Source organism: Pseudomonas sp. NY5710, assembly GCF_013305665.1.
Classification (GTDB): domain Bacteria; phylum Pseudomonadota; class Gammaproteobacteria; order Pseudomonadales; family Pseudomonadaceae; genus Aquipseudomonas; species Aquipseudomonas juntendi.
Window position 1 is genome coordinate 3,368,045 of the sequence record NZ_CP045554.1, and the last position, 24,847, is coordinate 3,392,891.

19 protein-coding genes are annotated in these 24,847 nt (G+C 62.4%); 16 read left to right on the forward strand and 3 right to left on the reverse strand.

The features are described from left to right. Window positions 1–13 precede the first annotated feature (13 nt). On the forward strand, window positions 14–2,125 hold the full coding sequence (fusA, locus tag GEV39_RS15415) for an elongation factor G (protein ID WP_173890199.1): 2,112 nt from the start codon (window positions 14–16) through the stop codon (window positions 2,123–2,125). 118 nt (window positions 2,126–2,243) lie between these two features. On the opposite strand, the gene GEV39_RS15420 is transcribed toward fusA, so the two are convergent. Beyond that, window positions 2,244–3,686 carry a SulP family inorganic anion transporter gene (locus GEV39_RS15420; RefSeq protein WP_173890201.1) on the reverse strand — a complete coding sequence of 481 codons (1,443 nt, stop codon included), beginning with the start codon at window positions 3,684–3,686 and terminating at the stop codon, window positions 2,244–2,246. A gap of 269 nt (window positions 3,687–3,955) precedes the next feature. Between GEV39_RS15420 and GEV39_RS15425 the strand changes: the two genes are divergently transcribed. Further along, a complete protein-coding gene (locus GEV39_RS15425) occupies window positions 3,956–4,720 on the forward strand; it encodes a secretin N-terminal domain-containing protein (protein ID WP_173890203.1) in 765 nt (254 codons plus the stop codon). Between the two features lie 489 nt (window positions 4,721–5,209). Further along, window positions 5,210–6,535 carry an isocitrate lyase gene (aceA, locus tag GEV39_RS15430; protein WP_054913919.1) on the forward strand — a complete coding sequence of 442 codons (1,326 nt, stop codon included), beginning with the start codon at window positions 5,210–5,212 and terminating at the stop codon, window positions 6,533–6,535. Between the two features lie 898 nt (window positions 6,536–7,433). Here aceA and GEV39_RS15435 read toward each other — a convergent pair. Then, window positions 7,434–8,492, reverse strand: a complete 1,059-nt coding sequence (locus tag GEV39_RS15435; protein ID WP_173891654.1) for an IS110 family RNA-guided transposase — start codon at window positions 8,490–8,492, stop codon at window positions 7,434–7,436. A gap of 885 nt (window positions 8,493–9,377) precedes the next feature. Between GEV39_RS15435 and GEV39_RS15440 the strand changes: the two genes are divergently transcribed. The 13 genes from GEV39_RS15440 to nuoN all read left to right on the forward strand — a co-directional run bounded on the left by GEV39_RS15440 (window position 9,378) and on the right by nuoN (window position 24,340). Continuing rightward, window positions 9,378–9,791 (forward strand): NADH-quinone oxidoreductase subunit A, encoded by a 414-nt coding sequence (locus GEV39_RS15440; protein ID WP_003251427.1) that lies wholly within the window; start codon window positions 9,378–9,380, stop codon window positions 9,789–9,791. A gap of 9 nt (window positions 9,792–9,800) precedes the next feature. Further along, complete coding sequence (locus GEV39_RS15445) at window positions 9,801–10,478, forward strand: NuoB/complex I 20 kDa subunit family protein (RefSeq protein ID WP_003251429.1); 678 nt, start codon at window positions 9,801–9,803, stop codon at window positions 10,476–10,478. A 79-nt stretch (window positions 10,479–10,557) separates the two neighbouring features. Continuing rightward, the gene (gene nuoC, locus GEV39_RS15450) at window positions 10,558–12,339 is read left to right on the forward strand and encodes an NADH-quinone oxidoreductase subunit C/D (RefSeq protein WP_009686425.1); all 1,782 of its coding nucleotides are present in this window, start codon (window positions 10,558–10,560) and stop codon (window positions 12,337–12,339) included. Between the two features lie 2 nt (window positions 12,340–12,341). After that, complete coding sequence (gene nuoE, locus GEV39_RS15455; RefSeq protein WP_003251433.1) at window positions 12,342–12,839, forward strand: NADH-quinone oxidoreductase subunit NuoE; 498 nt, start codon at window positions 12,342–12,344, stop codon at window positions 12,837–12,839. Then, window positions 12,836–14,197 carry an NADH-quinone oxidoreductase subunit NuoF gene (gene nuoF / locus GEV39_RS15460; protein WP_009686424.1) on the forward strand — a complete coding sequence of 454 codons (1,362 nt, stop codon included), beginning with the start codon at window positions 12,836–12,838 and terminating at the stop codon, window positions 14,195–14,197. Before nuoE ends, nuoF begins: the two co-directional genes overlap by 4 nt. Window positions 14,198–14,329: 132 nt before the next feature. Further along, window positions 14,330–17,044 carry an NADH-quinone oxidoreductase subunit NuoG gene (nuoG, locus tag GEV39_RS15465; protein WP_173890205.1) on the forward strand — a complete coding sequence of 905 codons (2,715 nt, stop codon included), beginning with the start codon at window positions 14,330–14,332 and terminating at the stop codon, window positions 17,042–17,044. After that, on the forward strand, window positions 17,041–18,048 hold the full coding sequence (gene nuoH, locus GEV39_RS15470; protein ID WP_029886631.1) for an NADH-quinone oxidoreductase subunit NuoH: 1,008 nt from the start codon (window positions 17,041–17,043) through the stop codon (window positions 18,046–18,048). Before nuoG ends, nuoH begins: the two co-directional genes overlap by 4 nt. An 11-nt stretch (window positions 18,049–18,059) precedes the next feature. Then, a complete protein-coding gene (gene nuoI, locus GEV39_RS15475) occupies window positions 18,060–18,608 on the forward strand; it encodes an NADH-quinone oxidoreductase subunit NuoI (protein ID WP_016488223.1) in 549 nt (182 codons plus the stop codon). A 10-nt stretch (window positions 18,609–18,618) separates the two neighbouring features. Beyond that, on the forward strand, window positions 18,619–19,119 hold the full coding sequence (gene nuoJ / locus GEV39_RS15480; RefSeq protein WP_054913411.1) for an NADH-quinone oxidoreductase subunit J: 501 nt from the start codon (window positions 18,619–18,621) through the stop codon (window positions 19,117–19,119). A gap of 3 nt (window positions 19,120–19,122) precedes the next feature. Then, window positions 19,123–19,431, forward strand: a complete 309-nt coding sequence (gene nuoK, locus GEV39_RS15485) for an NADH-quinone oxidoreductase subunit NuoK (RefSeq protein WP_003251446.1) — start codon at window positions 19,123–19,125, stop codon at window positions 19,429–19,431. After that, window positions 19,428–21,281: an NADH-quinone oxidoreductase subunit L gene (gene nuoL / locus GEV39_RS15490; protein ID WP_009686419.1), complete on the forward strand. Its 1,854-nt coding sequence runs from the start codon at window positions 19,428–19,430 to the stop codon at window positions 21,279–21,281. The genes nuoK and nuoL overlap by 4 nt, the downstream gene beginning before the upstream one ends. Before the next feature lie 49 nt (window positions 21,282–21,330). Beyond that, complete coding sequence (nuoM, locus tag GEV39_RS15495; RefSeq protein ID WP_173890207.1) at window positions 21,331–22,863, forward strand: NADH-quinone oxidoreductase subunit M; 1,533 nt, start codon at window positions 21,331–21,333, stop codon at window positions 22,861–22,863. 7 nt (window positions 22,864–22,870) lie between these two features. Further along, window positions 22,871–24,340 (forward strand): NADH-quinone oxidoreductase subunit NuoN, encoded by a 1,470-nt coding sequence (gene nuoN, locus GEV39_RS15500; protein WP_009686417.1) that lies wholly within the window; start codon window positions 22,871–22,873, stop codon window positions 24,338–24,340. Between the two features lie 78 nt (window positions 24,341–24,418). On the opposite strand, the gene GEV39_RS15505 is transcribed toward nuoN, so the two are convergent. Beyond that, a complete protein-coding gene (locus tag GEV39_RS15505) occupies window positions 24,419–24,682 on the reverse strand; it encodes an Ogr/Delta-like zinc finger protein (protein ID WP_110676793.1) in 264 nt (87 codons plus the stop codon). Window positions 24,683–24,847: the final 165 nt, after the last annotated feature.

The window sequence follows — 24,847 nt, forward strand, 5'->3', positions numbered from 1 at the left end:
CAGGTAGTCCGCCATGGCCCGCACAACGCCCATCGAGCTGTACCGCAACATCGGCATCGTCGCCCACGTCGACGCCGGCAAGACCACGACCACCGAGCGAATCCTGTTCTACACCGGGGTCAACCACAAGATGGGCGAGGTGCACGATGGCGCCGCGACCATGGACTGGATGGCGCAGGAGCAAGAGCGCGGCATCACCATCACCTCGGCGGCGACCACGGCCTTCTGGCAAGGCTCGACCAAGCAGTTCGCCGACAAGTACCGGTTCAACATCATCGACACCCCCGGCCACGTCGACTTCACCATCGAGGTGGAACGCTCGCTGCGCGTACTTGATGGTGCCGTTGTGGTCTTCAGCGGCGCCGACGGCGTCGAGCCCCAGTCCGAGACGGTCTGGCGCCAGGCCAACAAGTACCATGTGCCGCGCCTGGCCTACATCAACAAGATGGATCGCCAAGGCGCCGACTTCCTGCGGGTGGTCAAACAGATCGACCAGCGCCTGGGCCACCACCCGGTGCCAATCCAGCTGGCGATTGGCAGTGAAGAGCATTTCATCGGCCAGATCGACTTGGTCAAGATGAAAGCTATCTACTGGAACGATGCCGATAACGGCACCAGTTATCGCGAAGAAGAGATACCTGCCGAGCTCAAGGTGCTGGCCGATGAATGGCGCGCGAAGATGGTGGAAGCCGCGGCTGAGGCCGATGACGAACTGACTGAGAAGTTTGTTGAAGGCGAAGCGCTGAGCATCGACGAAATCAAGGCCGGCCTGCGCAAACGCACCCTGAACAACGAAATCGTACCCACCATCCTCGGCTCCTCGTTCAAGAACAAGGGCGTGCCGCTGATGCTCGATGCGGTGATCGATTACCTGCCTGCCCCGTCGGAAATCCCGGCAATCAAGGGCACCGACCCCGACGACGAAAACAAGCACCTGGAACGCCACGCCGACGACAAGGAGCCGTTCTCGGCCCTGGCCTTCAAGATCGCCACCGACCCGTTCGTCGGCACCCTGACCTTCGCCCGGGTGTACTCCGGGGTGCTCAGCTCCGGCAATGCCGTGCTCAACTCGGTCAAAGGCAAGAAAGAGCGCATCGGCCGCATGGTGCAGATGCACGCCAACCAGCGCGCGGAGATCAAGGACGTATGCGCCGGTGACATCGCTGCGCTGATTGGCATGAAGGACGTGACCACCGGCGACACCCTGTGCGACATGGACAAGCCGATCATCCTTGAGCGCATGGACTTCCCCGACCCGGTGATCTCCGTAGCCGTGGAACCGAAAACCAAGGCCGACCAGGAAAAAATGGGCATCGCCCTGGGCAAGCTGGCCCAGGAAGACCCGTCATTCCGGGTGCGCACCGACGAAGAAACCGGCCAGACGATCATCTCCGGCATGGGCGAGTTGCACCTGGACATCATCGTCGACCGCATGCGCCGTGAATTCAACGTCGAGGCCAATATCGGCAAACCGCAGGTGGCCTACCGCGAGAAAATCCGCAATACCTGCGAGATCGAGGGCCGCTTCGTCCGCCAGTCCGGCGGCCGCGGCCAGTACGGGCATTGCTGGATCCGCTTCGCCCCCGGTGACGAAGGCAAGGAAGGCCTGGAATTCGTCAACGAGATCGTCGGCGGCGTGGTGCCCCGCGAATACATCCCGGCGATCCAGAAGGGTATCGAAGAACAGATGAAGAACGGCGTGCTGGCCGGCTACCCGCTGATCAACCTGAAGGCAGCGGTGTATGACGGCTCGTACCACGATGTGGACTCCAACGAGATGGCCTACAAGATCGCAGCGTCGATGGCCACCAAGCAGCTGTCGCAAAAAGGCGGCGCGGTACTGCTGGAGCCGGTGATGAAGGTGGAAGTGGTCACCCCCGAGGAATACCAGGGCGATATCCTGGGCGACCTGAGCCGGCGCCGGGGCATGATCCAGGACGGCGACGAAACCCCGGCGGGCAAGGTGATCCGCGCCGAGGTGCCGTTGGGCGAAATGTTCGGCTACGCCACTTCGATGCGCTCGATGACCCAGGGCCGGGCCAGCTTCTCGATGGAGTTCACCCGCTATGCCGAGGCTCCAGCCAGCATTGCCGATGGCATCGTCAAGAAGAACCGTGGGGAGTGATTCATTCCCCTGTGCCAGCCTCTTCGCGGGCACGCCCGCCCCCACAGGGACAGCTCCTGCGCCATTGCTGTGGGAGCGGGCATGCCCGCGAAGAGGCCAGCACAGACAATAACCTTTCTCAGTGCTGCTCCCCTGCCCGCTTCAACAGCTTCTTGCACCGCTCCGACAAATGCACCACGCGCAGGTGCTTGCCCGCCTTAGCATAGCGCTCGCGCAAGGTCTGCAGTGCGGCAACCGCCGAATAATCGACAAAGCTCAAGTGCTGGCAGTCCAGCGTGACCTGGGCCGGGTCGCTGGCGGCATCGAACTGGTCGAGAAATGAAGTGGTCGAGGCGAAGAACAGCGTGCCATGCACTTGATAGCGTTTGCTGCCATCGGCGTCTTCATGGCTGTCGGCGTACAACTCCCGGGCATGCTGCCAGGCAAAGTTCAGCGCCGCGATCACGATGCCGAACAGCACTGCCATGGCCAGGTCGGTAAACACCGTGACCACGGTCACCGCGATGATCGCCAGTACATCGTTGACCGGCACCTTGTGCAACACCCGCAAGGACGCCCAGGCAAACGTCTGCTGGGCCACCACGAACATCACGCCAACCAGCGCCGCCAACGGAATACGCTCGATCAACGGCGACAGGAACAACACGAACAGCAGAATCATCACCCCGGCTACCACACCCGACAGCCGGCCACGGCCATTGGAGCTGAGGTTGATCACCGTTTGCCCGATCATCGCGCAACCCCCCATGCCACCGCACAGGCCCGACACCATGTTCGCGGCGCCCAATGCCACGCACTCGCGGTCCGGGTAGCCGCGGCTTTCGGTGATTTCGTCGGTCAGGTTCAGCGTGAGCAGGGTTTCCAGCAAGCCGACCATGGCCATCAGCACCGCGTAGGGGGCGATGATCTTGAGGGTTTCCAGGTTCCACGGTACATCCGGCAGCGCCAGCCCCGGCAGGCCGCCAGCGATGTGCGCCATATCGCCCAAGGTGCGGGTGGGCAAGCCGAGCAGGTACACCAGCAAGCCAACGCCGAGAATCGCCACCAATGCCGGCGGTACGGCGCGGGTGAGCTTCGGCAATAGGTAGACCACCGCCATGGTCAGCGCCACCAGGCCGATCATCAGGTACAGCGGCGTACCACTTAGCCAGTGCTCACCGTTTTTGAAATGCTCCAGCTGGGCCATGGCAATGACAATGGCCAGGCCGTTGACGAAGCCCAGCATGACCGGGTACGGCACCAGGCGCACCAGCTTGCCTAGGCGCAGCAGGCCGAAAAGAATCATCACCACCCCGCCCAGCAGCACCGTTGCCAGCAGGTACTGCGCGCCGTGCTGCACCACCAGCGCCACGATCACCACCGCCATAGAGCCGGCAGCCCCGGATATCATCCCCGGCCGACCGCCGAACAGTGCGGTCAAGGTACAAATGATGAACGCCCCGTACAGGCCCATCAGCGGGTTTAGGTGGGCGACCAGGGCAAAGGCGATGCACTCGGGCACCAAGGCGAACGAAGTGGTCAGGCCGGCGAGCAGGTCGGCGCGAAGTCGGGCGGGTTTCATGGGCATCCTGTAATTAGCCGGACAACAGCCTGGGGCACTTGTACGGCCTTTAGAGCGGGCAAAATTCTGAGGCGGGATGTTACGGAATTTGTCTGACAGCAGCCACCGCGCAATGTAGCCGAAGGGCTCTCAGGCTGCCTGGCAGGGCCTGTGGAGGGCGATTATCTGCAATTATCTCGCTGACTATAATTTATAGTTTACTGGATAAAGCCAGGATAAAAGGCAGTTTTTTGATGTGCATCCAGCACAGGCAGGACGCCTTTGCCATCATGGCAACCCCACCTGCGGAGATCATGGACATGCCGCTACGCCCCCTATGCGCCGCCCTGCTGCTGGCCGCCAGCCTCACCGCCCAGGCCGCCACCGAGGTATTGCCGCTGCAGCACCGCAGCAGTGCCGAACTGCTGCCTGCCGCACAGGCATTCATCGCCAAAGACGGCACGGTCAGCGCCTTCGAGAACAAGTTGATCGTCAACGCCAGCCCGGCACGCATCGATGACTTGCGCGCCCTGCTGCAACAGCTCGACACCCTGCCCAAACGCCTGCTGATCAGCGTGGACAACACCGACAGCAACTTCCAGGACAACCGGGGCAACGGCCGGGTCATTCGCTACGGCACCAGCAACCGCGACGGGGGCATGCAGCAAGTACAGGCCAGCGAAGGCCAGCCGGCGCTCATCCAGGTGGGCCAGAGCATTCCGGTTACCAGCACCAGCACCGACAGCTACGGGCGTATCCAGAGCAACACCGAATACCGCAACGTGACCCAGGGTTTCTATGTAACCCCAAGCGTGAGTGGCGATACGGTTCGCCTGCAAATCAGTAGCAATAATGACCGCATCAGCAACGAACGTGCAGATGTAGTGAAAGTGCAAAGCACCGACACAACCATCACGGGCAAGCTCGGCGAGTGGCTCCCACTGGCAGGCTACAACCAGCAGAGCCAAGCCGAGCGCAGCCCCGCCAACCGCAGTTACAGCACCCAGCGCGGTGAAAACATGACTGTGCGGGTAAAAGTCGACGTTCTGGACTGATCCTAGGCAATTCAAGGCCTCGACCAAAGGCCTTGAAACTGACTGACAAGTCGTATTAGACCAAAGATGTAGTAAGCACAAAAAACCACTACAAAACATTTGACAGGGTGTTTTTCCCAAGGGCATGATGGCCTCGCTCCCGCTAATCAGGGGCCCTGGCAAGGGCCTTCGAGGCGCGCTCCTCCCACCCCCGGAGGCGCCTTGTGTCTATACGGCCCACAAGGCGGTTCGACGGGATTGCGACTGCAACGAAGAAGTTGTCCCGAGGACGGAAGCGCATCACCGCAGTACTGGCAATCGCGTAGCACCGCAGTTAGGCATCCACGAGCCGACCTGCCGGGGCGCCCTTCGCCTGGCCTGCACTCTCCTTCCCCTTCGAGCCTTCGCGTTCGCCGCCGCACGCCTGCGAACAGGACAGCCGCCAGGCACCTGATCTGCTCCGAGCATCAGCACAATTAACTCAAGATCGATGCGACGAGGTTTATTTCCATGGCACTGACACGCGAACAGCAAATTGCAGCCCTCGAGAAAGACTGGGCCGAGAACCCGCGCTGGAAAGGCGTGACCCGTACCTACACCGCCGCTGATGTCGTTCGCCTGCGTGGCTCCGTGCAACCCGAGCACACCTTTGCCCGCCAGGGTGCAGAAAAACTGTGGAAGCTGGTCACCGAAGGTGCCCACCCGTCCTTCCGCCCCGAGAAAGACTTCGTCAACTGCATGGGCGCCCTGACCGGCGGCCAGGCAGTCCAGCAGGTAAAAGCCGGCATCCAGGCTATCTACCTGTCCGGCTGGCAGGTTGCCGCCGACAACAACTCGGCCGAGTCCATGTACCCGGACCAGTCGCTGTACCCGGTCGACTCGGTACCCACCGTGGTCAAGCGCATCAACAATGCGTTCCGCCGCGCTGACCAGATCCAGTGGAAAGCGGGCAAGAACCCAGGCGACGACGGCTACATCGACTACTTCGCCCCGATCGTGGCCGACGCCGAAGCCGGTTTCGGCGGCGTGCTGAATGCCTACGAGCTGATGAAGAACATGATCGAGGCCGGCGCCGCCGGCGTGCACTTCGAAGACCAGCTGGCCTCGGTGAAAAAATGCGGCCACATGGGTGGCAAGGTACTGGTCCCCACCCAGGAAGCCGTGCAGAAGCTGGTGGCCGCGCGCCTGGCTGCTGACGTGTCGGGTGTGCCGACCATCATCCTGGCCCGCACCGACGCCAACGCCGCCGATTTGCTGACCAGCGACTGCGACCCTTACGACCAGCCATTCGTGATTGGCGAGCGCACCCGTGAAGGCTTCTATAAAGTGCGCGCCGGCCTCGACCAGGCCATCGCCCGCGGCCTGGCCTACGCGCCGTATGCCGACCTGATCTGGTGCGAGACTGCCAAACCGGACCTGGACGAAGCCCGCCGCTTCGCCGAAGCGATCAAGAAGGAGTACCCGGACCAGATCCTGTCGTACAACTGCTCGCCTTCCTTCAACTGGAAGAAGAACCTGGACGACGCCACCATTGCCAAGTTCCAGCGCGAACTGTCGGCCATGGGCTACAAACACCAGTTCATCACCCTGGCCGGCATCCACAACATGTGGCACGGCATGTTCAACCTGGCGCACGACTACGCCCGCAACGACATGACCGCCTATGTGAAGCTGCAAGAGCAGGAATTCGCTGACGCCAGCAAGGGTTACACCTTCGTCGCGCACCAGCAGGAAGTGGGCACTGGCTACTTCGACGACATGACCACCGTGATTCAGGGCGGGGCATCGTCGGTGACTGCCCTGACGGGTTCGACCGAAGAAGAGCAATTCCACTGATAGTGGCTTGCGGTTGAACGAAGGCCCGGCGCTTGTAAAAGCGCCGGGCCTTCGTTTTTGCCGGTACCGGCCCTTTCGCGGATGAACCCTGTAGGAGCGGCCTTGTGTCGCGAAAGGGGTGCGTAGCGCCCCCGGGATCTGTGCGCCACCGCAAAATTGCCGGGGCCGCTCTGCGGCCCTTTCGCGACACAAGGCCGCTCCTACAGACGAATCGCGCCTATCAAGGGTGCTTCTGTGCTGCATGCCAGTTCAGCTTGCCGGCTCCCCATTTGTTTCGGACCAGTCCATCCTGGGCCAGCGCATGCGACCGCCTAGTACATACGGCGCGGTATCGAGCCATGCGCCAGAGGGGGCGCGCGCAAATCACACAGGCATCATTGGCCCGAAACAGATGTGGGAGCCGGCTTGCCGGCGATGCGCCGCGCGGGCGGCGCTCGGTCTCACAGGCGCTGCATTCCTTTCGCCATACAAATGGCAGCCCTCACGCGACCCAACGGCAGCCCCAACAAACCCCATAATCAGGTCTATGTTGAGGCAACAAACCAGCAAGGACCGCATCAGGGCGGCGAGGTGCCTGCCTTGGTTTTTGCGGTGTTGCGCAGATCGAGCGCCGCCCGCGCGGCGCTTCGCGGCTAAAGCCGCTCCTATGTATGGACTCGCCCACACTGTCTAGCTGCTTTTGAACATAGGAACCCGGTTGCATCTATGTATCAGGCCTATTCGAGGAAGCTTTTTGCTTCTGGCCACCATCGTGGTGAGCTCGCAGAGTGCCGTTTACATTGAGGCCACTAACAGGCCTGTAGGAGCGGAGGCATCAATCTGCGACGGTCTTACCAAGGGTCGATGTTCACTAGCAGGGGTTGGAGCGCTTAGCGCCCCGGTGGCATTACTCGGTTGGTCAGAGGCTCATAGCCGCCTCCGGCTTGCTGTTCGGTTTGCGTTGATAAACCTGATCGCTCTGCAATAGCGCCCAGATGATGCGCAGATTCCGATTAGCCAGTCTGATCGCCGCCTCCTTGCGTCCAAGGCGAGACAGCCAGCGTAAGAGGCGGCGATCGTCTGGCTGATCGGAATCAGGCTTTAGCTGACTCAAGACAGCATGCGCGCCCTGAATCATCAGGCTGCGTATGTAGCCATCACCTCGTTTGCTCATCCTGCCCAATCTGACCTTGTTTCCGCTGCTGTGCTGGTCGGGCACGATGCCGAAGAAGGCTGAATACATTCGGCCACTGGCGAAACGGCTGGGCTCTGTCTGCTTCGCGACAATCGCGGTGGCGGTGATGGCGCCGACGCCACGAATGGTGATCAGTCTCTGCGCAACCTTGTCCTCGCGAGCTGTCGCTTCCAGCCGCTTACTCAACCGGGCGATGCGCTCACCCAGGGACAGCCAGTCAGCCAACAGCTCATCGAGCAGCTCGCGCAACAAGTCTGGCAAAGGCAAAGAAGCATCCTCCAGGCACCGCGGCACATGCTTGATGATCGCTGCATCGCCCTGCGGCATGGATACGCCGTGCTCAAGCAGCAAGCCACGCATCTGATTACCCAAGGCTGTATGCCGCTTGATGCTGCCGCGCCGAACACGGTGCAGGGCCTGGATGGCCAATGCTGCGGTGCTCTTGATGGGTATCGCCGCGATGCTGCTATCTCGGCCGGCACGCAAAATGGCATGGGTGTCGTTGCGGTCGTTCTTTGCACCGCTGCGGTGTTCGGCAACGCGCTGCGCAGGAAGAATACGCACTGGGTTACCTTGGGTCTGCAACAGCCTTGCCCAGGCTTGTGCACCAGGGCCGCACTCCATCAAGACGGCCATTGTGGAGGGCAATCTGATCAGGAAATCGTGGAAAGCTTGCCGCGATTTAATGCGATCTTCGTAGATAACCCTGCCAGTAGCATCCTCACCTGCCAATTGAAAGACCTGTTTGGCCAGGTCGATCGCAATGGTGGTGCAAGATTCCACATCAGTGGAAGACAGAGAAGCTTGCTTGGAACTATGCTTTTTCATGGTCTCGCCCTCGCTGCCGTTGGCTTCTTCGAACGCCACCGTGGCACTGTGATGCCTCGGCGGGGGCGAGTCCATCGATTACGCTTGTTTCGGGCCAGTTATGCCTGTGGGATTTGCGCGCGAACGCTTTGGCGCACGCCTCGATATCGCGACGTACAAACAAGGCGGTCGCGCGCGCCTGGCACAGGATGGACTGGCCGGAAACAAACGTAGGAGCGGCTTTAGCCGCGAAGCGCCGCGCGGGCGGCGCTCGATCTCACAGGCGCTGCATTCCTTTCGCCATGCAAATGGCCGCCCTCACGCGACCCACGCCAGCCCAACAAACCCCACAATCACGTCTATGCTTGTGGCAGCACCGCACCCACGGCAGCGTTGGCCGGCCGCTTCATCAGCCAGTCATGACCCAACCACTAAAGTATTGACCCAGAGCGGTGCAACCGCTGCGCAAAGCTGCTAGAACACGGCCCTTTCGCATTTACAAGTGAGGCGACTCGCCAGATGAACTTTACAAGGCTCAGAGCAGCCGAATTAAATGGCATCAGGCCAAATGATATCAATTATCATTCCGAAACTAGTAATTCGTTACCACTCGCAAGAAACATAATTAACAAAAGCTCACCCAATGCCCGAATTTCAAGGCTTTCAGCCATTTACACGCTGCTGTTGTACTAAATCCTACGGATAAATTTGCTACAGAAATTTTACTTGCACCAGGTTTACCCATAAAATCAGCGCGATTGATTCAGCTGCGACATTTGGTCACTGCATGTGCGACACCAGGTCGCCGCTCTACACTTATTTCAGACTGCAGAGCTGGGTCTCTGTATAAGGATTTCTAGCATGTCCGATTCGGCAGGACTCATCGCCCACAACTGGGGCTTTGCCATCTTCCTCCTGGGTGTCGTCGGCCTGTGCGCCTTCATGCTCGGCCTGTCCAGCCTGCTCGGTAGCAAGGCATGGGGCCGCGCCAAGAACGAACCCTTCGAATCCGGCATGCTGCCCGTCGGCAGCGCCCGCCTGCGCCTGTCTGCCAAATTCTATCTGGTCGCGATGCTGTTCGTGATCTTCGATATCGAAGCCCTCTTTCTCTTTGCATGGTCTGTGTCCGTCCGCGAAAGCGGCTGGACCGGGTTCGTCGAAGCACTCGTTTTCATAGCAATTCTGTTGGCAGGTCTTGTCTACCTATGGCGCGTCGGGGCACTTGATTGGGCTCCCGAAGGTCGCCGCAAGCGGCAAGCGAAGCTGAAACAATGAGGCTTTGGCATGCAATACAATCTAACCAGAATCGATCCGGATGCGCCTAACGAGCAGTACCCGGTCGGTGAACGGGAAACCGTCACCGATCAACTGCTGGAGGACCAGGTCCACAAGAACATCTTCATGGGCAAGCTCGAAGATGTGCTGCGTGGCGCGGTCAACTGGGGTCGCAAGAACTCACTGTGGCCGTACAACTTCGGCCTGTCCTGCTGCTACGTGGAAATGACCACGGCCTTCACGGCCCCCCACGACATCGCCCGCTTCGGCGCCGAAGTCATTCGGGCCTCGCCGCGTCAGGCCGACTTCATGGTCATCGCCGGTACCTGCTTCGTGAAAATGGCGCCGATCATCCAGCGCCTGTACGAGCAGATGCTCGAGCCCAAGTGGGTGATCTCCATGGGGTCGTGCGCCAATTCCGGTGGCATGTACGACATCTACTCGGTCGTTCAGGGGGTCGACAAGTTCCTCCCCGTGGACGTCTATGTGCCTGGCTGCCCGCCACGCCCTGAGGCTTTCCTGCAAGGCTTGATGCTGCTGCAGGAGTCGATCGGCCAAGAACGACGCCCGCTTTCCTGGGTTGTTGGTGATCAAGGTATTTACCGTGCCGAGATGCCAGCCCAGAAAGACTTGCGTCGCGAGCAGCGCATTGCCGTAACCAACCTGCGCAGCCCCGACGAAGTCTGATCCAGCGACCTGCCGCCCGCTCCCCATGGAGCCGGCGGCCTGGCTTCATTCTTAACGTTGACCCAAAGCGACCGAGACCATGACAGCGGACAACGCTATTTTCATTCCGCCCTACAAGGCTGACGACCAGGATGTGGTCGTCGAACTCCACAACCGTTTTGGCGCCGAAGCATTCGTCGCCCAGGAAACCCGCACCGGCATGCCCGTGCTGTGGGTAAAGCGCGCCCAACTCAAGGAAGTGTTGAGCTTCCTGCGTGGCGTGGCCAAGCCGTACAGCATGCTGTATGACCTGCACGGCGTCGACGAACGCCTGCGTACCCAGCGCCGCGGCCTGCCAGCCGCCGACTTCAGCGTGTTCTACCACCTGCTGTCGATCGAGCGTAACAGCGACGTGATGATCAAGGTGTCGCTCAGCGAAGGCGACCTCAACCTGCCATCGGTGACCAGCATCTGGCCGAACGCCAACTGGTACGAGCGCGAAGTCTGGGACATGTTTGGCATCGACTTTGCCGGCCACCCGCACCTCAGCCGCATCATGATGCCCCCCACCTGGGAAGGCCACCCGCTGCGCAAGGACTACCCGGCCCGTGCCACCGAGTTCGACCCGTACAGCCTGACCCTGGCCAAGCAGCAGCTCGAAGAGGAATCGGCGCGCTTCAACCCCGAAGCCTGGGGCATGAAGCGTCAGGGCGCCAACGAGGACTACATGTTCCTCAACCTCGGCCCCAACCACCCTTCGGCGCACGGTGCATTCCGTATCGTGCTGCAGCTGGACGGTGAAGAGATCGTCGACTGCGTACCGGACATCGGCTACCACCACCGTGGCGCCGAGAAAATGGCCGAGCGCCAGTCCTGGCACAGCTTCATCCCCTACACCGACCGTATCGACTACCTCGGCGGGGTGATGAACAACCTGCCGTACGTGCTCGCGGTGGAGAAGCTGGCCGGCATCCAGGTGCCGCAGAAGGTCGACGTGATCCGCATCATGCTCGCCGAGTTCTTCCGCATCACCAGCCACCTGCTGTTCCTGGGCACCTATATTCAGGACGTGGGTGCCATGACCCCGGTGTTCTTCACCTTCACCGACCGCCAGCGGGCCTACACCGTGATCGAGGCGATCACCGGTTTCCGCCTGCACCCGGCCTGGTACCGCATCGGTGGCGTCGCCCACGACCTGCCGCGCGGCTGGGACAAACTGGTGAAAGACTTCGTCGAATGGCTGCCCAAGCGCCTCGACGAGTACACCAAAGCGGCCTTGCAGAACAGCATCCTCAAGGGCCGTACCATCGGCGTCGCTGCATACAACACCAAGGAAGCACTGGCCTGGGGCACCACCGGTGCCGGCCTGCGCGCCACCGGTTGCGACTTCGACCTGCGCAAAGCCCGCCCTTACTCCGGCTACGAGAACTTCGAGTTCGAAGTACCGCTGGCCCACAACGGCGATGCCTACGATCGCTGCATGGTCCGTGTCGAGGAGATGCGCCAGAGTATCCGCATCATCGACCAGTGCCTGCGCAACATGCCGGAAGGTCCGTACAAGGCGGATCACCCGCTGACCACGCCCCCGCCGAAAGAGCGCACCCTGCAGCACATCGAAACCCTGATCACGCACTTCCTGCAAGTCTCGTGGGGCCCGGTGATGCCGGCCAACGAGTCGTTCCAGATGATCGAGGCGACCAAGGGCATCAACAGTTACTACCTGACGAGCGATGGCGGCACCATGAGCTACCGCACCCGGATCCGTACCCCGAGCTACCCGCACCTGCAGCAGATCCCTTCGGTGATCAAAGGCAGCATGGTCGCCGACCTCATTGCGTACCTGGGCAGTATCGACTTCGTTATGGCTGACGTGGACCGCTAAGCATGAACAGCACGCTTATCCAGACAGACCGTTTCGCCCTGAGCGAAACCGAGCGCTCGGCCATCGAGCACGAAATGCACCACTACGAGGACCCGCGCGCGGCGTCCATCGAAGCCCTGAAGATCGTTCAGAAGGAACGCGGCTGGGTGCCGGACGGCGCCATCCACGCCATCGGCGAAGTGCTGGGCATTCCGGCCAGCGACGTCGAAGGTGTAGCCACCTTCTACAGCCAGATTTTCCGCCAGCCAGTCGGCCGCCACATCATCCGCGTGTGCGACAGCATGGTCTGCTACATCGGCGGCCACGAATCGGTGGTCAGCCAGATCCAGAGCGAACTGGGCATCGGCCTTGGCCAGACTACCGCAGACGGCCGCTTCACCCTGCTGCCGGTATGCTGCCTGGGCAACTGCGACAAAGCCCCGGCGCTGATGATCGACGACGACACCTTCGGTGACGTGCAGCCGGCTGGCGTTTCCAAACTGCTGGAGGGTTACGTATGACCATTACTTCCTTCGGCCCGGCCAACCGCATCGCGCGCACGGCCGAAACCCACCCGCTGACCTGGCGCCTGCGTGATGACGGCGAACCGGTATGGCTGGCCGAGTATGAATCGAAGAACGGCTACGCCGCCGCGCGCAAGGCGCTGGCAGACATGTCCGCCGACGATATCGTGCAAAGCGTCAAGGACTCGGGCCTCAAGGGCCGTGGTGGCGCCGGCTTCCCCACCGGGGTGAAGTGGGGCCTGATGCCCAAAGACGAATCCATGAACATCCGCTACCTGCTGTGCAACGCGGACGAAATGGAGCCCAACACCTGGAAGGACCGCATGCTGATGGAGCAACAGCCCCATCTGCTGGTGGAGGGCATGCTGATCAGCGCCCGCGCCCTGAAGGCCTACCGCGGCTACATCTTCCTGCGCGGCGAATACACCACCGCCGCGAAAAACCTCAACCGCGCCATCGATGAAGCGAAGGCCGCAGGCCTTTTGGGCAAGAACATCTTGGGCAGCGGTTTCGATTTCGAGCTGTTCGTGCACACCGGTGCCGGGCGCTACATCTGCGGTGAAGAAACCGCGCTGATCAACTCGCTGGAAGGCCGCCGCGCCAACCCGCGCTCCAAGCCGCCCTTCCCTGCTGCGGTGGGTGTATGGGGCAAACCGACCTGCGTGAACAACGTCGAAACCCTGTGCAACGTGCCCGCCATCGTTGCCAACGGCAACGACTGGTACAAGTCGCTGGCCCGTGAAGGCAGTGAAGACCACGGCACCAAGCTGATGGGCTTCTCCGGCAAGGTCAAGAACCCGGGCCTGTGGGAACTGCCGTTCGGCGTTACCGCCCGCGAGCTGTTCGAGGACTACGCCGGTGGCATGCGTGACGGCTTCAAGCTCAAGTGCTGGCAGCCAGGCGGCGCCGGTACCGGCTTCCTGCTGCCCGAGCACCTCGATGCGCAGATGTACGCCGGTGGCATCGCCAAGGTCGGCACCCGCATGGGTACGGGCCTGGCCATGGCGGTCGACGACAGCGTCAACATGGTGTCGCTGCTGCGCAACATGGAAGAGTTCTTCGCCCGCGAGTCGTGCGGCTGGTGCACCCCTTGCCGTGACGGGCTGCCGTGGAGCGTGAAAATGCTGCGCGCACTGGAAAACGGCCAGGGCCGCGCCGAAGACATCGAGACGCTGCTGGGGCTGGTCAACTTCCTTGGCCCAGGCCGTACCTTCTGTGCTCACGCACCAGGTGCCGTCGAGCCATTGGGCAGTGCCATCAAATACTTCCGCTCGGAGTTCGAGGCCGGTGTGGCGCCTGAAAGCGCTGGCACCCTGCGCCCGAACCTGGCGAAGCCGATTGTGGTCGGCGCATAAAAAGATAGAACGCGGGTGGTCCGTGCCACCCGCCAGCCCGCCGGCAGGCCCGAATGACTCGTGGCGTGCCGCAGGCTCACCGATTTCCATTAGCCACGCCCGCTCACGCGGGCCAACGAAGAACTTTGAACAATGGCCACTATCCACGTAGACGGCAAAGCGCTCGAAGTCAACGGTGCTGACAACCTGTTACAGGCGTGTCTGTCACTCGGCCTCGACATCCCTTATTTCTGCTGGCACCCCGCGCTTGGTAGCGTGGGTGCCTGCCGGCAGTGCGCGGTCAAGCAGTACACCGACGAGAACGACACCCGTGGTCGTATCGTCATGTCCTGCATGACCCCTGCTTCCGACGGCACCTGGATCTCCATCGATGATGAAGAGTCCAAGGCGTTCCGCGCCAGCGTCGTCGAATGGCTGATGACCAACCACCCGCACGACTGCCCGGTGTGCGAGGAAGGCGGTCACTGCCACCTGCAGGACATGACGGTAATGACCGGCCACAATGAGCGCCGCTACCGTTTCACCAAGCGTACCCACCAGAACCAGGACCTCGGCCCGTTCATCGCCCATGAGATGAACCGCTGCATCGCCTGCTACCGTTGCGTGCGCTACTACAAGGACTATGCCGGCGGGACCGACTTGGGTGTCTACGGCGCCCACGACAACGTGTACTTTGGTCGCGTCGAAGACGGCGTGCTGGAAAGCGAGTTCTCCGGCAACCTGACCGAAGTCTGCCCAACGGGCGTGTTCACCGACAAGACCCACTCCGAGCGCTACAACCGCAAGTGGGACATGCAGTTTGCCCCGAGCATCTGCCATGGCTGCTCCAGCGGCTGCAACATCAGCCCGGGCGAGCGCTACGGCGAGCTGCGCCGTATCGAAAACCGCTTCAACGGTTCGGTGAACCAGTACTTCCTGTGCGACCGCGGCCGCTTTGGCTACGGTTACGTCAACCGCACGGACCGCCCGCGCCAGCCAAAACTGGCCGACGGCACCAAGCTGGGCCTGGACGCCGCCCTGGACAAGGCCGCCGACCTGCTGCGCGGCCGCACCATCGTCGGTATCGGGTCGCCACGCGCCAGCCTCGAAAGCAACTACGGCCTGCGTGAGCTGGTCGGTGCCGAGTACTTCTACTCGGGCATGGAAGCTGGCGAGCTGGCCCGGGTGCGCCTGGCCCTGGACGTGCTGAACAACAGCCCGCTGCCGGTGCCGACCCTGCGCGACATCGAAGACCACGACGCCGTGTTCGTGCTGGGTGAAGACCTGACCCAGACCGCTGCCCGCGTCGCGCTGGCTGTGCGCCAGGCGACCAAGGGCAAGGCCGAGGCCATGGCCGAAGCGATGAAGGTGCAGCCTTGGCTCGACGCTGCCGTGAAGAACATCGGCCAGCACGCGCTGTACCCGCTGTTCATCGCTTCGCTGGCTGAAACCAAGCTGGACGACGTGGCGCAAGAGTGTGTGCACGCAGCCCCCGCCGACCTGGCCCGCCTCGGCTTCGCCGTGGCCCACGCCATCGACCCGAGCGCCCCGGCCGTCGAAGGCCTGGACGCCGAAGCCAAAGCCCTGGCCCAGCGCATCGCCGACGCCCTGGTGGCCGCCAAGCGCCCCTTGGTGGTAGCGGGCACTTCGCTGGCCGACCCGGCCCTGATCGAAGCCGCCGCCAACATCGCCAAGGCCCTGAAGCTGCGCGAGAAAAGCGGCTCCCTGAGCCTGGTGGTGCCAGAGGCCAACAGCATCGGCCTGGCCATGCTCGGTGGCGAGTCGGTAGATGCCGCGCTGGACGCCGTCATCAGCGGCAAAGCCGATGCGATCGTGGTGCTGGAAAACGACCTGTACGCCCGGGTAGCGGCTGCCAAGGTCGACGCAGCACTGGCGGCCGCCAAAGTGGTGATCGTCGCCGACCACTCGAAAACCCCGACGGTCGACCGCGCCCACCTGGTGTTGCCGGCCGCCTCGTTCGCCGAAGGCGACGGTACCCTGGTCAGCCAGGAAGGCCGTGCCCAGCGCTTCTTCCAGGTGTTCGACCCGCAGTACCTGGACAGCAGCATCCAGATCCACGAAGGCTGGCGCTGGATGCACGCCCTGCGTGCCACCCTGCTGAACAAGCCGGTCGACTGGACGCAACTGGACCACGTGACCAGCGCCTGTGCTGCTGCCGCGCCGCAACTGGCCGGCATCGTCAATGCGGCGCCAAGCGCCGCGTTCCGCATCAAGGGCATGAAGCTGGCCCGCGAGCCGCTGCGCTACTCCGGCCGTACCGCCATGCGCGCCAACATCAGCGTGCACGAGCCACGTACCCCGCAAGACAAGGACACCGCGTTCGCCTTCTCCATGGAAGGCTACTCGGGTTCGGCCGAACCGCGCCAGCAGGTGCCGTTCGCCTGGTCCCCGGGCTGGAACTCGCCGCAAGCCTGGAACAAGTTCCAGGACGAGGTCGGTGGCCACCTGCGTGCTGGTGACCCGGGCGTGCGCCTGATCGAGTCGCAAGGCGACCGCCTGAACTGGTTCAGCGCCATTCCGGGCGCCTTCAACCCGGCCCGTGGCACCTGGACGGCGGTGCCGTTCTTCCACCTGTTCGGCAGTGAAGAAAGCTCCTCGCGCGCCGCCCCGGTGCAACAGCGTATTCCGGCGGCCTACGTGGCCCTGGCCAAGTCCGAGGCCGACCGCCTGGGCGTCAACGAAGGTGCCCTGCTGAGCCTGACCGTTGCCGGTGTGGCCCTGCGCCTGCCGCTGCGTATCAATGAAGAGCTGGGCGCTGGCCTGGTCGCGCTGCCGAAAGGCCTGGCCGGCATTCCGCCTGCCATCTTCGGTGCCCCCGTCGAAGGTCTGCAGGAGGCAGCACAATGAGCTGGTTCACCCCCGAAGTGATCGATGTGATCATCCAGGTCGTCAAGGCTATCGTGGTGCTGTTGGCCGTGGTGGTCTGCGGCGCCCTGCTCAGCTTCGTCGAACGCCGCTTGCTGGGCTGGTGGCAGGACCGCTACGGTCCGAACCGTGTCGGCCCGTTCGGCATGTTCCAGATCGCAGCCGACATGCTGAAGATGTTCTTCAAGGAAGACTGGAACCCGCCCTTCGTCGACAAGATGATCTTCACCCTGGCGCCAGTCGTGGCCATGAGCGCCCTGCTGATCGGCTTCTCGATCATCCCGATCACCCCGGGCTGGGGCGTCGCCGACCTGAACATCGGCCTGCTGTTCTTCTTCGCCATGGCCGGCCTGTCGGTCTACGCAGTGCTGTTTGCCGGCTGGTCGTCGAACAACAAGTACGCCCTGCTGGGCAGCTTGCGGGCGTCGGCGCAGACCGTGTCGTACGAAGTGTTCCTGGGCCTGGCGCTGATGGGCGTGGTGGTGCAGGTGGGCTCGTTCAACATGCGCGACATCGTCGAGTACCAGGCGCAGAACCTGTGGTTCATCATCCCGCAGTTCTTCGGCTTCTGCACCTTCTTCATCGCTGGCGTGGCCGTGACTCACCGTCACCCGTTTGACCAGCCGGAAGCGGAACAGGAACTGGCCGACGGCTACCACATCGAGTATGCCGGCATGAAGTGGGGCATGTTCTTCGTCGGTGAGTACATCGGCATCATCCTCATCTCGGCGCTGCTAGTAACCCTGTTCTTCGGCGGCTGGCACGGCCCGTTCGGCATCCTGCCGCAACTGCCGTTCCTGTGGTTCGCATTGAAGACCGCGTTCTTCATCATGCTGTTCATCCTGCTGCGCGCCTCGATCCCGCGCCCACGCTATGACCAGGTGATGGACTTCAGCTGGAAGTTCTGCCTGCCGCTGACCCTGATCAATTTGCTGGTGACCGCTGCGCTCGTGCTCTACAACACGCCAGCCGTCGCGGCCCAGTGAGGATTTGACCCATGTTCAAGTATATCGGCGACATCGTTAAGGGCACAGGCACCCAGCTGCGCAGCCTGGCCATGGTGTTCTCCCACGGGTTTCGCAAACGCGACACCCTGCAGTACCCCGAAGAGCCCGTGTACCTGCCGCCGCGCTACCGCGGCCGCATCGTGCTCACCCGCGACCCCGACGGCGAAGAGCGCTGCGTAGCGTGCAACCTCTGCGCGGTGGCCTGCCCGGTCGGCTGCATCTCGCTGCAGAAAGCCGAAACCGAGGACGGCCGCTGGTACCCGGAGTTCTTCCGCATCAACTTCTCGCGCTGCATCTTCTGCGGCCTGTGTGAAGAAGCGTGCCCGACCACCGCGATCCAGCTGACTCCGGATTTCGAAATGGCCGAGTTCAAGCGTCAGGACCTGGTGTACGAGAAAGAAGATCTGCTGATCTCCGGCCCCGGCAAGAACCCTGACTACAACTTCTACCGTGTTGCGGGTATGGCCATCGCTGGCAAGCCGAAAGGTGCTGCACAGAACGAAGCCGAGCCGATCAACGTGAAGAGCTTGCTCCCATAAGGACAGAAAGATGGAATTCGCTTTCTACTTCGCATCCGGGATCGCCGTGGTTTCCACCCTTCGGGTGGTGACCGGCACCAACCCCGTGCACGCCTTGCTATACCTGATCATTTCGCTGATTTCCGTGGCCATGATCTTCTTCTCCCTCGGTGCGCCGTTCGCCGGTGCCCTGGAAGTGATCGCCTACGCCGGCGCCATCATGGTGCTGTTCGTGTTCGTGGTGATGATGCTCAACCTAGGGCCGGCCTCGGTCGCCCAGGAGCGCGGCTGGCTCAAGCCAGGCATCTGGGCCGGGCCGGTCATCCTTGGCGCCCTGTTGCTGGCAGAGCTGCTGTATGTGCTGTTCGTCAGCCCGAGCGGCGCTGGCATCAGCGGTACCACCGTGGGCCCGAAAGCCGTGGGGGTCAGCCTGTTCGGCCCTTACCTGCTGGTGGTCGAACTGGCGTCGATGCTGCTGCTGGCGGCAGCTGTGACCGCCTTCCACCTGGGCCGCAACGAGGCGAAGGAGTAAATCATGGGTGCTATCCCTCTCGAACATGGCCTGGCAGTCGCCGGCATCCTGTTCTGTTTAGGTCTGGTTGGCCTGATGGTCCGCCGCAACATCCTCTTCGTGCTCATGAGCCTGGAAGTCATGATGAACGCCTCTGCCCTGGCGTTCGTCGTCGCCGGGGCCCGTTGGGTCCAGCCCGACGGCCAGGTGATGTTCATTCTGGTGATCAGCCTGGCAGCTGCCGAGGCCAGCATTGGTCTGGCCATCCTGCTGCAGCTGTACCGCCGGTTCCACACTCTCGACATCGATGCTGCCAGTGAGATGCGCGGATGAACCTTCTCTTCCTGACTTTCGTCTTTCCCCTCATCGGCTTCCTGCTGCTGTCGTTCTCGCGGGGACGGTTCTCGGAGAACCTGTCCGCGCTGATCGGCGTCGGCTCGGTAGGCCTGTCGGCGGCCACGGCCGCCTACGTCATCTGGCAATTCAACGTCGCCCCACCTGAAGGCGGCGCTTACAGCCAGTTGCTGTGGCAGTGGATGTCGGTGGACGGCTTCGCGCCGAACTTCACCCTGTACCTGGACGGCCTGTCGGTCACCATGCTTGGCGTGGTCACCGGTGTCGGCTTCCTGATCCACCTGTTCGCCTCCTGGTACATGCGTGGCGAAGCCGGCTACTCGCGCTTCTTCTCGTACACCAACCTGTTCATCGCCAGCATGCTGTTCCTGATCCTTGGCGATAACCTGCTGTTCATCTACTTCGGCTGGGAAGGCGTGGGCCTGTGCTCGTACCTGTTGATCGGTTTCTACTACAGCAACCGCAACAACGGTAATGCCGCACTCAAGGCATTCATCGTCACCCGCATCGGCGACGTGTTCATGGCCATCGGCCTGTTCATCCTGTTCGCCCAGCTGGGTACCTTGAACGTGCAGGAGCTGCTGGTGCTGGCACCACAGAAATTCCAGGCGGGCGACACCTGGATGGTGCTGGCAACGCTGATGCTGCTGGGTGGTGCGGTGGGTAAATCGGCCCAGCTGCCACTGCAGACCTGGCTGGCGGACGCGATGGCCGGCCCTACCCCGGTTTCGGCACTGATCCACGCCGCGACCATGGTGACTGCGGGCGTGTACCTGATCGCCCGTACCAACGGCTTGTTCCTGCTGGCACCCGACATCCTGCACCTGGTAGGCGTAGTCGGTGGCGTGACCCTGGTACTGGCCGGCTTCGCCGCGCTGGTGCAAACCGACATCAAGCGTATCCTCGCCTACTCGACCATGAGCCAGATCGGCTACATGTTCCTGGCCCTGGGCGTCGGTGCCTGGGACGCGGCGATCTTCCACCTGATGACCCACGCGTTCTTCAAGGCACTGCTGTTCCTGGCCTCCGGTGCGGTGATCGTTGCCTGCCACCACGAGCAGAACATCTTCAAGATGGGCGGCCTGTGGAAGAAACTGCCCCTGGCCTATGCCAGCTTCGTGGTCGGTGGCGCGGCCCTGGCCGCCCTGCCGATCGTGACGGTAGGCTTCTACTCCAAGGACGAGATCCTCTGGGAAGCCTTCGCCAGCGGCAACACCGGCCTGCTGTACGCCGGCCTGGTGGGCGCGTTCATGACCTCGCTGTACACCTTCCGCCTGATCTTCATCGCCTTCCACGGCGAAGCCAAGACCGAAGCGCATGCCGGCCACGGCATCAGCCACTGGCTGCCGCTGGGCGTACTGATCGTGCTGTCGACCTTCATCGGTGCCTGGATCACCCCACCGCTGGCCGGCGTGCTGCCTGAAAGCGCCGGCCATGCCGGTGGCGCAGCCAAGCACGCGCTGGAAATCACCTCGGGGTCGATCGCCATTGCCGGTATCCTGCTGGCAGCCCTGCTGTTCCTGGGCAAGCGCAGCTTCGTCAGTGCGGTGGCCAACAGCAGCATCGGCCGCGTGCTTTCGGCCTGGTGGTTCGCTGCCTGGGGCTTCGACTGGATCTACGACAAGCTGTTCGTCAAACCTTACCTGCTGATCAGCCACATGCTGCGCAAGGATCCGGTTGACCGCGGCATTGGCCTCATCCCTCGCCTGGCTCGCGGCGGCCACGTCGCCATGAGCAAGACCGAGACTGGCCAACTGCGCTGGTACACCGCCTCGATCGCCGTTGGCGCAGTGCTGGTACTCGGCGCTGTGGTAGTGGCTGCGGTATGACCATGAACTTTGCGAACCTTGCGACCCTGCAAAAGGAAACGAACCCGTCATGATTTTGCCTTGGCTGATCCTGATCCCCTTCATCGGCGGCTTCCTGTGCTGGCTGGGTGAGCGCTTCGGCGCCACCCTGCCACGCTGGATCGCGCTGCTGACCATGTCCCTGCTGCTAGGCATCGGCCTGTGGCTGTGGGCTCACGGCGATTACACCCTCGCCCCCGCGCCTGGCGCCGAACCGGCCTGGGCCCTGGAATACAAAGTCCAGTGGATCCAGCGCTTCGGCATCAGCATCCACCTGGCCCTCGATGGCCTGTCGCTGCTGATGGTCCTGCTTACCGGCCTGCTCGGTGTGCTGTCGGTCCTGTGCTCGTGGAAAGAAATCCAGCGTCATGTCGGCTTCTTCCACCTCAACCTGATGTGGATCCTGGGCGGCGTGGTCGGTGTGTTCCTGGCACTGGACCTGTTCCTGTTCTTCTTCTTCTGGGAAATGATGCTGGTGCCGATGTACTTCCTCATCGCGCTCTGGGGTCACAGCTCGGCAGATGGCAAGAAGACCCGGATCTACGCGGCGACCAAGTTCTTCATCTTCACCCAGGCCAGCGGCCTGATCATGCTGGTGGCGATCCTTGGCCTGGTCCTGGTCAACTACAACACCACCGGCGTGCTGACCTTCAACTACAGCGACCTGCTCAAGGCCCAGTTGCCTGCGGGCGTGGAATACCTGCTGATGCTGGGCTTCTTCATCGCCTTTGCGGTGAAGCTGCCGGTGGTGCCGTTCCACTCCTGGTTGCCTGACGCTCACGCCCAGGCGCCCACTGCAGGTTCCGTGGACCTGGCCGGTATCCTGCTGAAGACTGCGGCCTATGGCCTGCTGCGCTTCGCCCTGCCGCTGTTCCCGAACGCCTCGGCCGAGTTCGCGCCGATTGCCATGACCCTGGGCCTGATCGGCATCTTCTACGGTGCGTTCCTGGCTTTCGCGCAAACCGACATCAAGCGCCTGATCGCCTTCTCCAGCGTCTCGCACATGGGCTTCGTGCTGATCGGTATCTACTCCGGCAGCCAGCAGGCCCTGCAAGGCGCGGTAATCCAGATGCTGGCCCACGGCCTGTCGGCTGCGGCGCTGTTCATCCTGTCGGGCCAGCTGTACGAGCGCCTGCACACCCGTGACATGCGCCAGATGGGCGGCCTGTGGCACCGTATCGCCTACTTGCCCGCCATCAGCCTGTTCTTCGCCGCCGCCTCGCTGGGCCTGCCCGGCACCGGCAACTTCGTCGGCGAGTTCCTGATCCTGCTCGGCAGCTTCGTGCATGTACCGTGGATCACCGTGATCGCCACCACCGGCCTGGTATTTGGCTCGGTGTACTCGCTGATCATGATCCACCGCGCCTACTTCGGCCCGGCCAAGAGCGACACCGTACTGGCCGGCATGGACGGTCGCGAGCTGATCATGGTGCTGGGCCTGGCGGTCCTGCTGATCCTGCTGGGCGTGTATCCGCAGCCATTCCTCGACACCTCTGCCGCCACCATGAGTGGTGTGCAGCAGTGGCTCGGCTCCGCTTTCACTCAACTCGCTTCGGCCCGGTAAGAGCGCTATGGAATTCACCACTCAACACTTCATCGCATTGGCGCCGATGCTGATCACCACCATCACCACGGTGGTGGTGATGCTGGCGATCGCCTGGAAGCGCAACCACTCGCAAACCTTCCTGCTGTCCACCGTGGGCCTGAACCTGGCGCTGCTGTCGATCCTGCCGGTGCTGAAGGTGGCACCGTTGGCGGTCACCCCGCTGCTGACCATCGACAAGTTCGCCTGCCTGTACATGGCGATCATCCTGGTGGCCACGCTGGCTTGCGTCACCCTGGCCCACGCCTACCTGGGCGAAGGCTCCAAAGGCTTCCCGGGCAACCGTGAAGAGCTCTACCTGCTGCTGCTGATGTCGGCACTCGGTGGCCTGGTGCTGGTCAGCGCCAACCACCTGGCGGGGCTGTTCATCGGCCTGGAGCTGCTGTCGGTGCCGGTCTACGGCCTGGTGGCCTATGCGTTCTTCAACAAGCGCTCGCTGGAAGCCGGTATCAAGTACATGGTGCTGTCGGCCGCCGGGTCAGCGTTCCTGCTGTTCGGCATGGCCCTGCTGTACGCCGACGCCGGCAGCCTGAGCTTCGACCAGATCGGCAAGGCCCTGGCGGCTACCAGCATGCCAAGCCTGGTCGCCCAACTGGGCCTGGGCATGATGCTGGTCGGCCTGGCCTTCAAGCTGTCGCTGGTACCTTTCCACCTGTGGACCCCGGACGTGTACGAAGGCGCCCCGGCGCCGGTTGCCGCGTTCCTGGCAACCGCCAGCAAGGTCGCGGTGTTCGCCGTGGTCGTGCGCCTGTTCATGCTCTCCCCTGCTGCCAGCAGCGGCGTGCTGAGCACCGTACTGGCGGTCATCGCCGTTGCCTCCATCCTGGTCGGTAACCTGCTGGCGCTGACCCAGAGCAACCTCAAGCGCCTGCTCGGTTATTCGTCCATCGCCCACTTCGGTTACCTGCTCATCGCCCTGATCGCGAGCAAGGGCCTGGCCCTGGAAGCCATGGGCGTGTACCTGGTCACCTACGTGATCACCAGCCTGGGCGCCTTCGGGGTCATCACCCTGATGTCCTCGCCCTATGGTGGCCGTGACGCCGATGCCCTGTACGAATACCGCGGCCTGTTCTGGCGCCGCCCGTACCTGACCGCAGTGCTGACCGTGATGATGCTGTCACTGGCGGGCATCCCGCTGACCGCCGGTTTCATCGGCAAGTTCTACATCATCGCCACTGGCGTCGAGTCGCACCTGTGGTGGCTGGTTGGGGCGCTGGTGATCGGCAGCGCCATCGGCGTGTACTACTACCTGCGTGTCATGGTCACCCTGTACCTGGTCGAGCCGAACCTGCGTCGCCACGACGCACCGCTGAAGTGGGAGCAGCGCACCGGTGGCGTCATGCTGCTGGCCATCGCCATTCTTGCTTTCGTACTGGGTGTGTACCCGCAACCCCTGCTGGAAATGGTCCAGCAAGCCGGCCTGCAATTGATCGGCTGATTGCCCTGGCAATGAAAACACCCCGCTGATGCGGGGTGTTTTTTTATGTGCGCGTTTTAGGTCGCTGAGCATGCCAGCTCATTCACCAGGGCTACCCAGCCCTGCGCCCGGCAGGGCCGCCTTGCGCAAATCACCATTGGCTGAAGGCAGGTAGACTTCCGGGTTGGGCATGCCGCTGGGCGACAGTTCATGGGTCATTTCGAATTCGGCACGCACCGACCAGCCACAGGCCTCGGTTGTGCATTGCAAATAAGCGATGCGCAGGAAAATATGGCGACCTTCACTGGTGCGTATGCGCATCCGGCTGTGGCAGTGCGGGCAGACAAGCTTGTAAGTACTCACGGCAAATACCTGCAAGCACTGTTCAGGTTCAACTTCAGTGAGAATGCTCGCCGGAGTGTGTCAGTATTGGCCACAAAAGCGGGACTATTCTTCAGGTTGGTGTTTCTCATTGCAGAAATGCTCCTTAAAACGCAGGGCTGTATTCATAACGAGTAGTTTAAGCCC

Coding starts and splice junctions, on each gene's coding strand:
- fusA (WP_173890199.1), top strand. CDS start 14: ATGGCCCGCACAACGCCCATCGAGCTGTACCGCAACATCGGCATCGTC.
- GEV39_RS15420 (WP_173890201.1), bottom strand. CDS start 3,686: ATGAAACCCGCCCGACTTCGCGCCGACCTGCTCGCCGGCCTGACCACT.
- GEV39_RS15425 (WP_173890203.1), top strand. CDS start 3,956: ATGGCAACCCCACCTGCGGAGATCATGGACATGCCGCTACGCCCCCTA.
- aceA (WP_054913919.1), top strand. CDS start 5,210: ATGGCACTGACACGCGAACAGCAAATTGCAGCCCTCGAGAAAGACTGG.
- GEV39_RS15440 (WP_003251427.1), top strand. CDS start 9,378: ATGTCCGATTCGGCAGGACTCATCGCCCACAACTGGGGCTTTGCCATC.
- GEV39_RS15445 (WP_003251429.1), top strand. CDS start 9,801: ATGCAATACAATCTAACCAGAATCGATCCGGATGCGCCTAACGAGCAG.
- nuoC (WP_009686425.1), top strand. CDS start 10,558: ATGACAGCGGACAACGCTATTTTCATTCCGCCCTACAAGGCTGACGAC.
- nuoE (WP_003251433.1), top strand. CDS start 12,342: ATGAACAGCACGCTTATCCAGACAGACCGTTTCGCCCTGAGCGAAACC.
- nuoF (WP_009686424.1), top strand. CDS start 12,836: ATGACCATTACTTCCTTCGGCCCGGCCAACCGCATCGCGCGCACGGCC.
- nuoG (WP_173890205.1), top strand. CDS start 14,330: ATGGCCACTATCCACGTAGACGGCAAAGCGCTCGAAGTCAACGGTGCT.
- nuoH (WP_029886631.1), top strand. CDS start 17,041: ATGAGCTGGTTCACCCCCGAAGTGATCGATGTGATCATCCAGGTCGTC.
- nuoI (WP_016488223.1), top strand. CDS start 18,060: ATGTTCAAGTATATCGGCGACATCGTTAAGGGCACAGGCACCCAGCTG.
- nuoJ (WP_054913411.1), top strand. CDS start 18,619: ATGGAATTCGCTTTCTACTTCGCATCCGGGATCGCCGTGGTTTCCACC.
- nuoK (WP_003251446.1), top strand. CDS start 19,123: ATGGGTGCTATCCCTCTCGAACATGGCCTGGCAGTCGCCGGCATCCTG.
- nuoL (WP_009686419.1), top strand. CDS start 19,428: ATGAACCTTCTCTTCCTGACTTTCGTCTTTCCCCTCATCGGCTTCCTG.
- nuoM (WP_173890207.1), top strand. CDS start 21,331: ATGATTTTGCCTTGGCTGATCCTGATCCCCTTCATCGGCGGCTTCCTG.
- nuoN (WP_009686417.1), top strand. CDS start 22,871: ATGGAATTCACCACTCAACACTTCATCGCATTGGCGCCGATGCTGATC.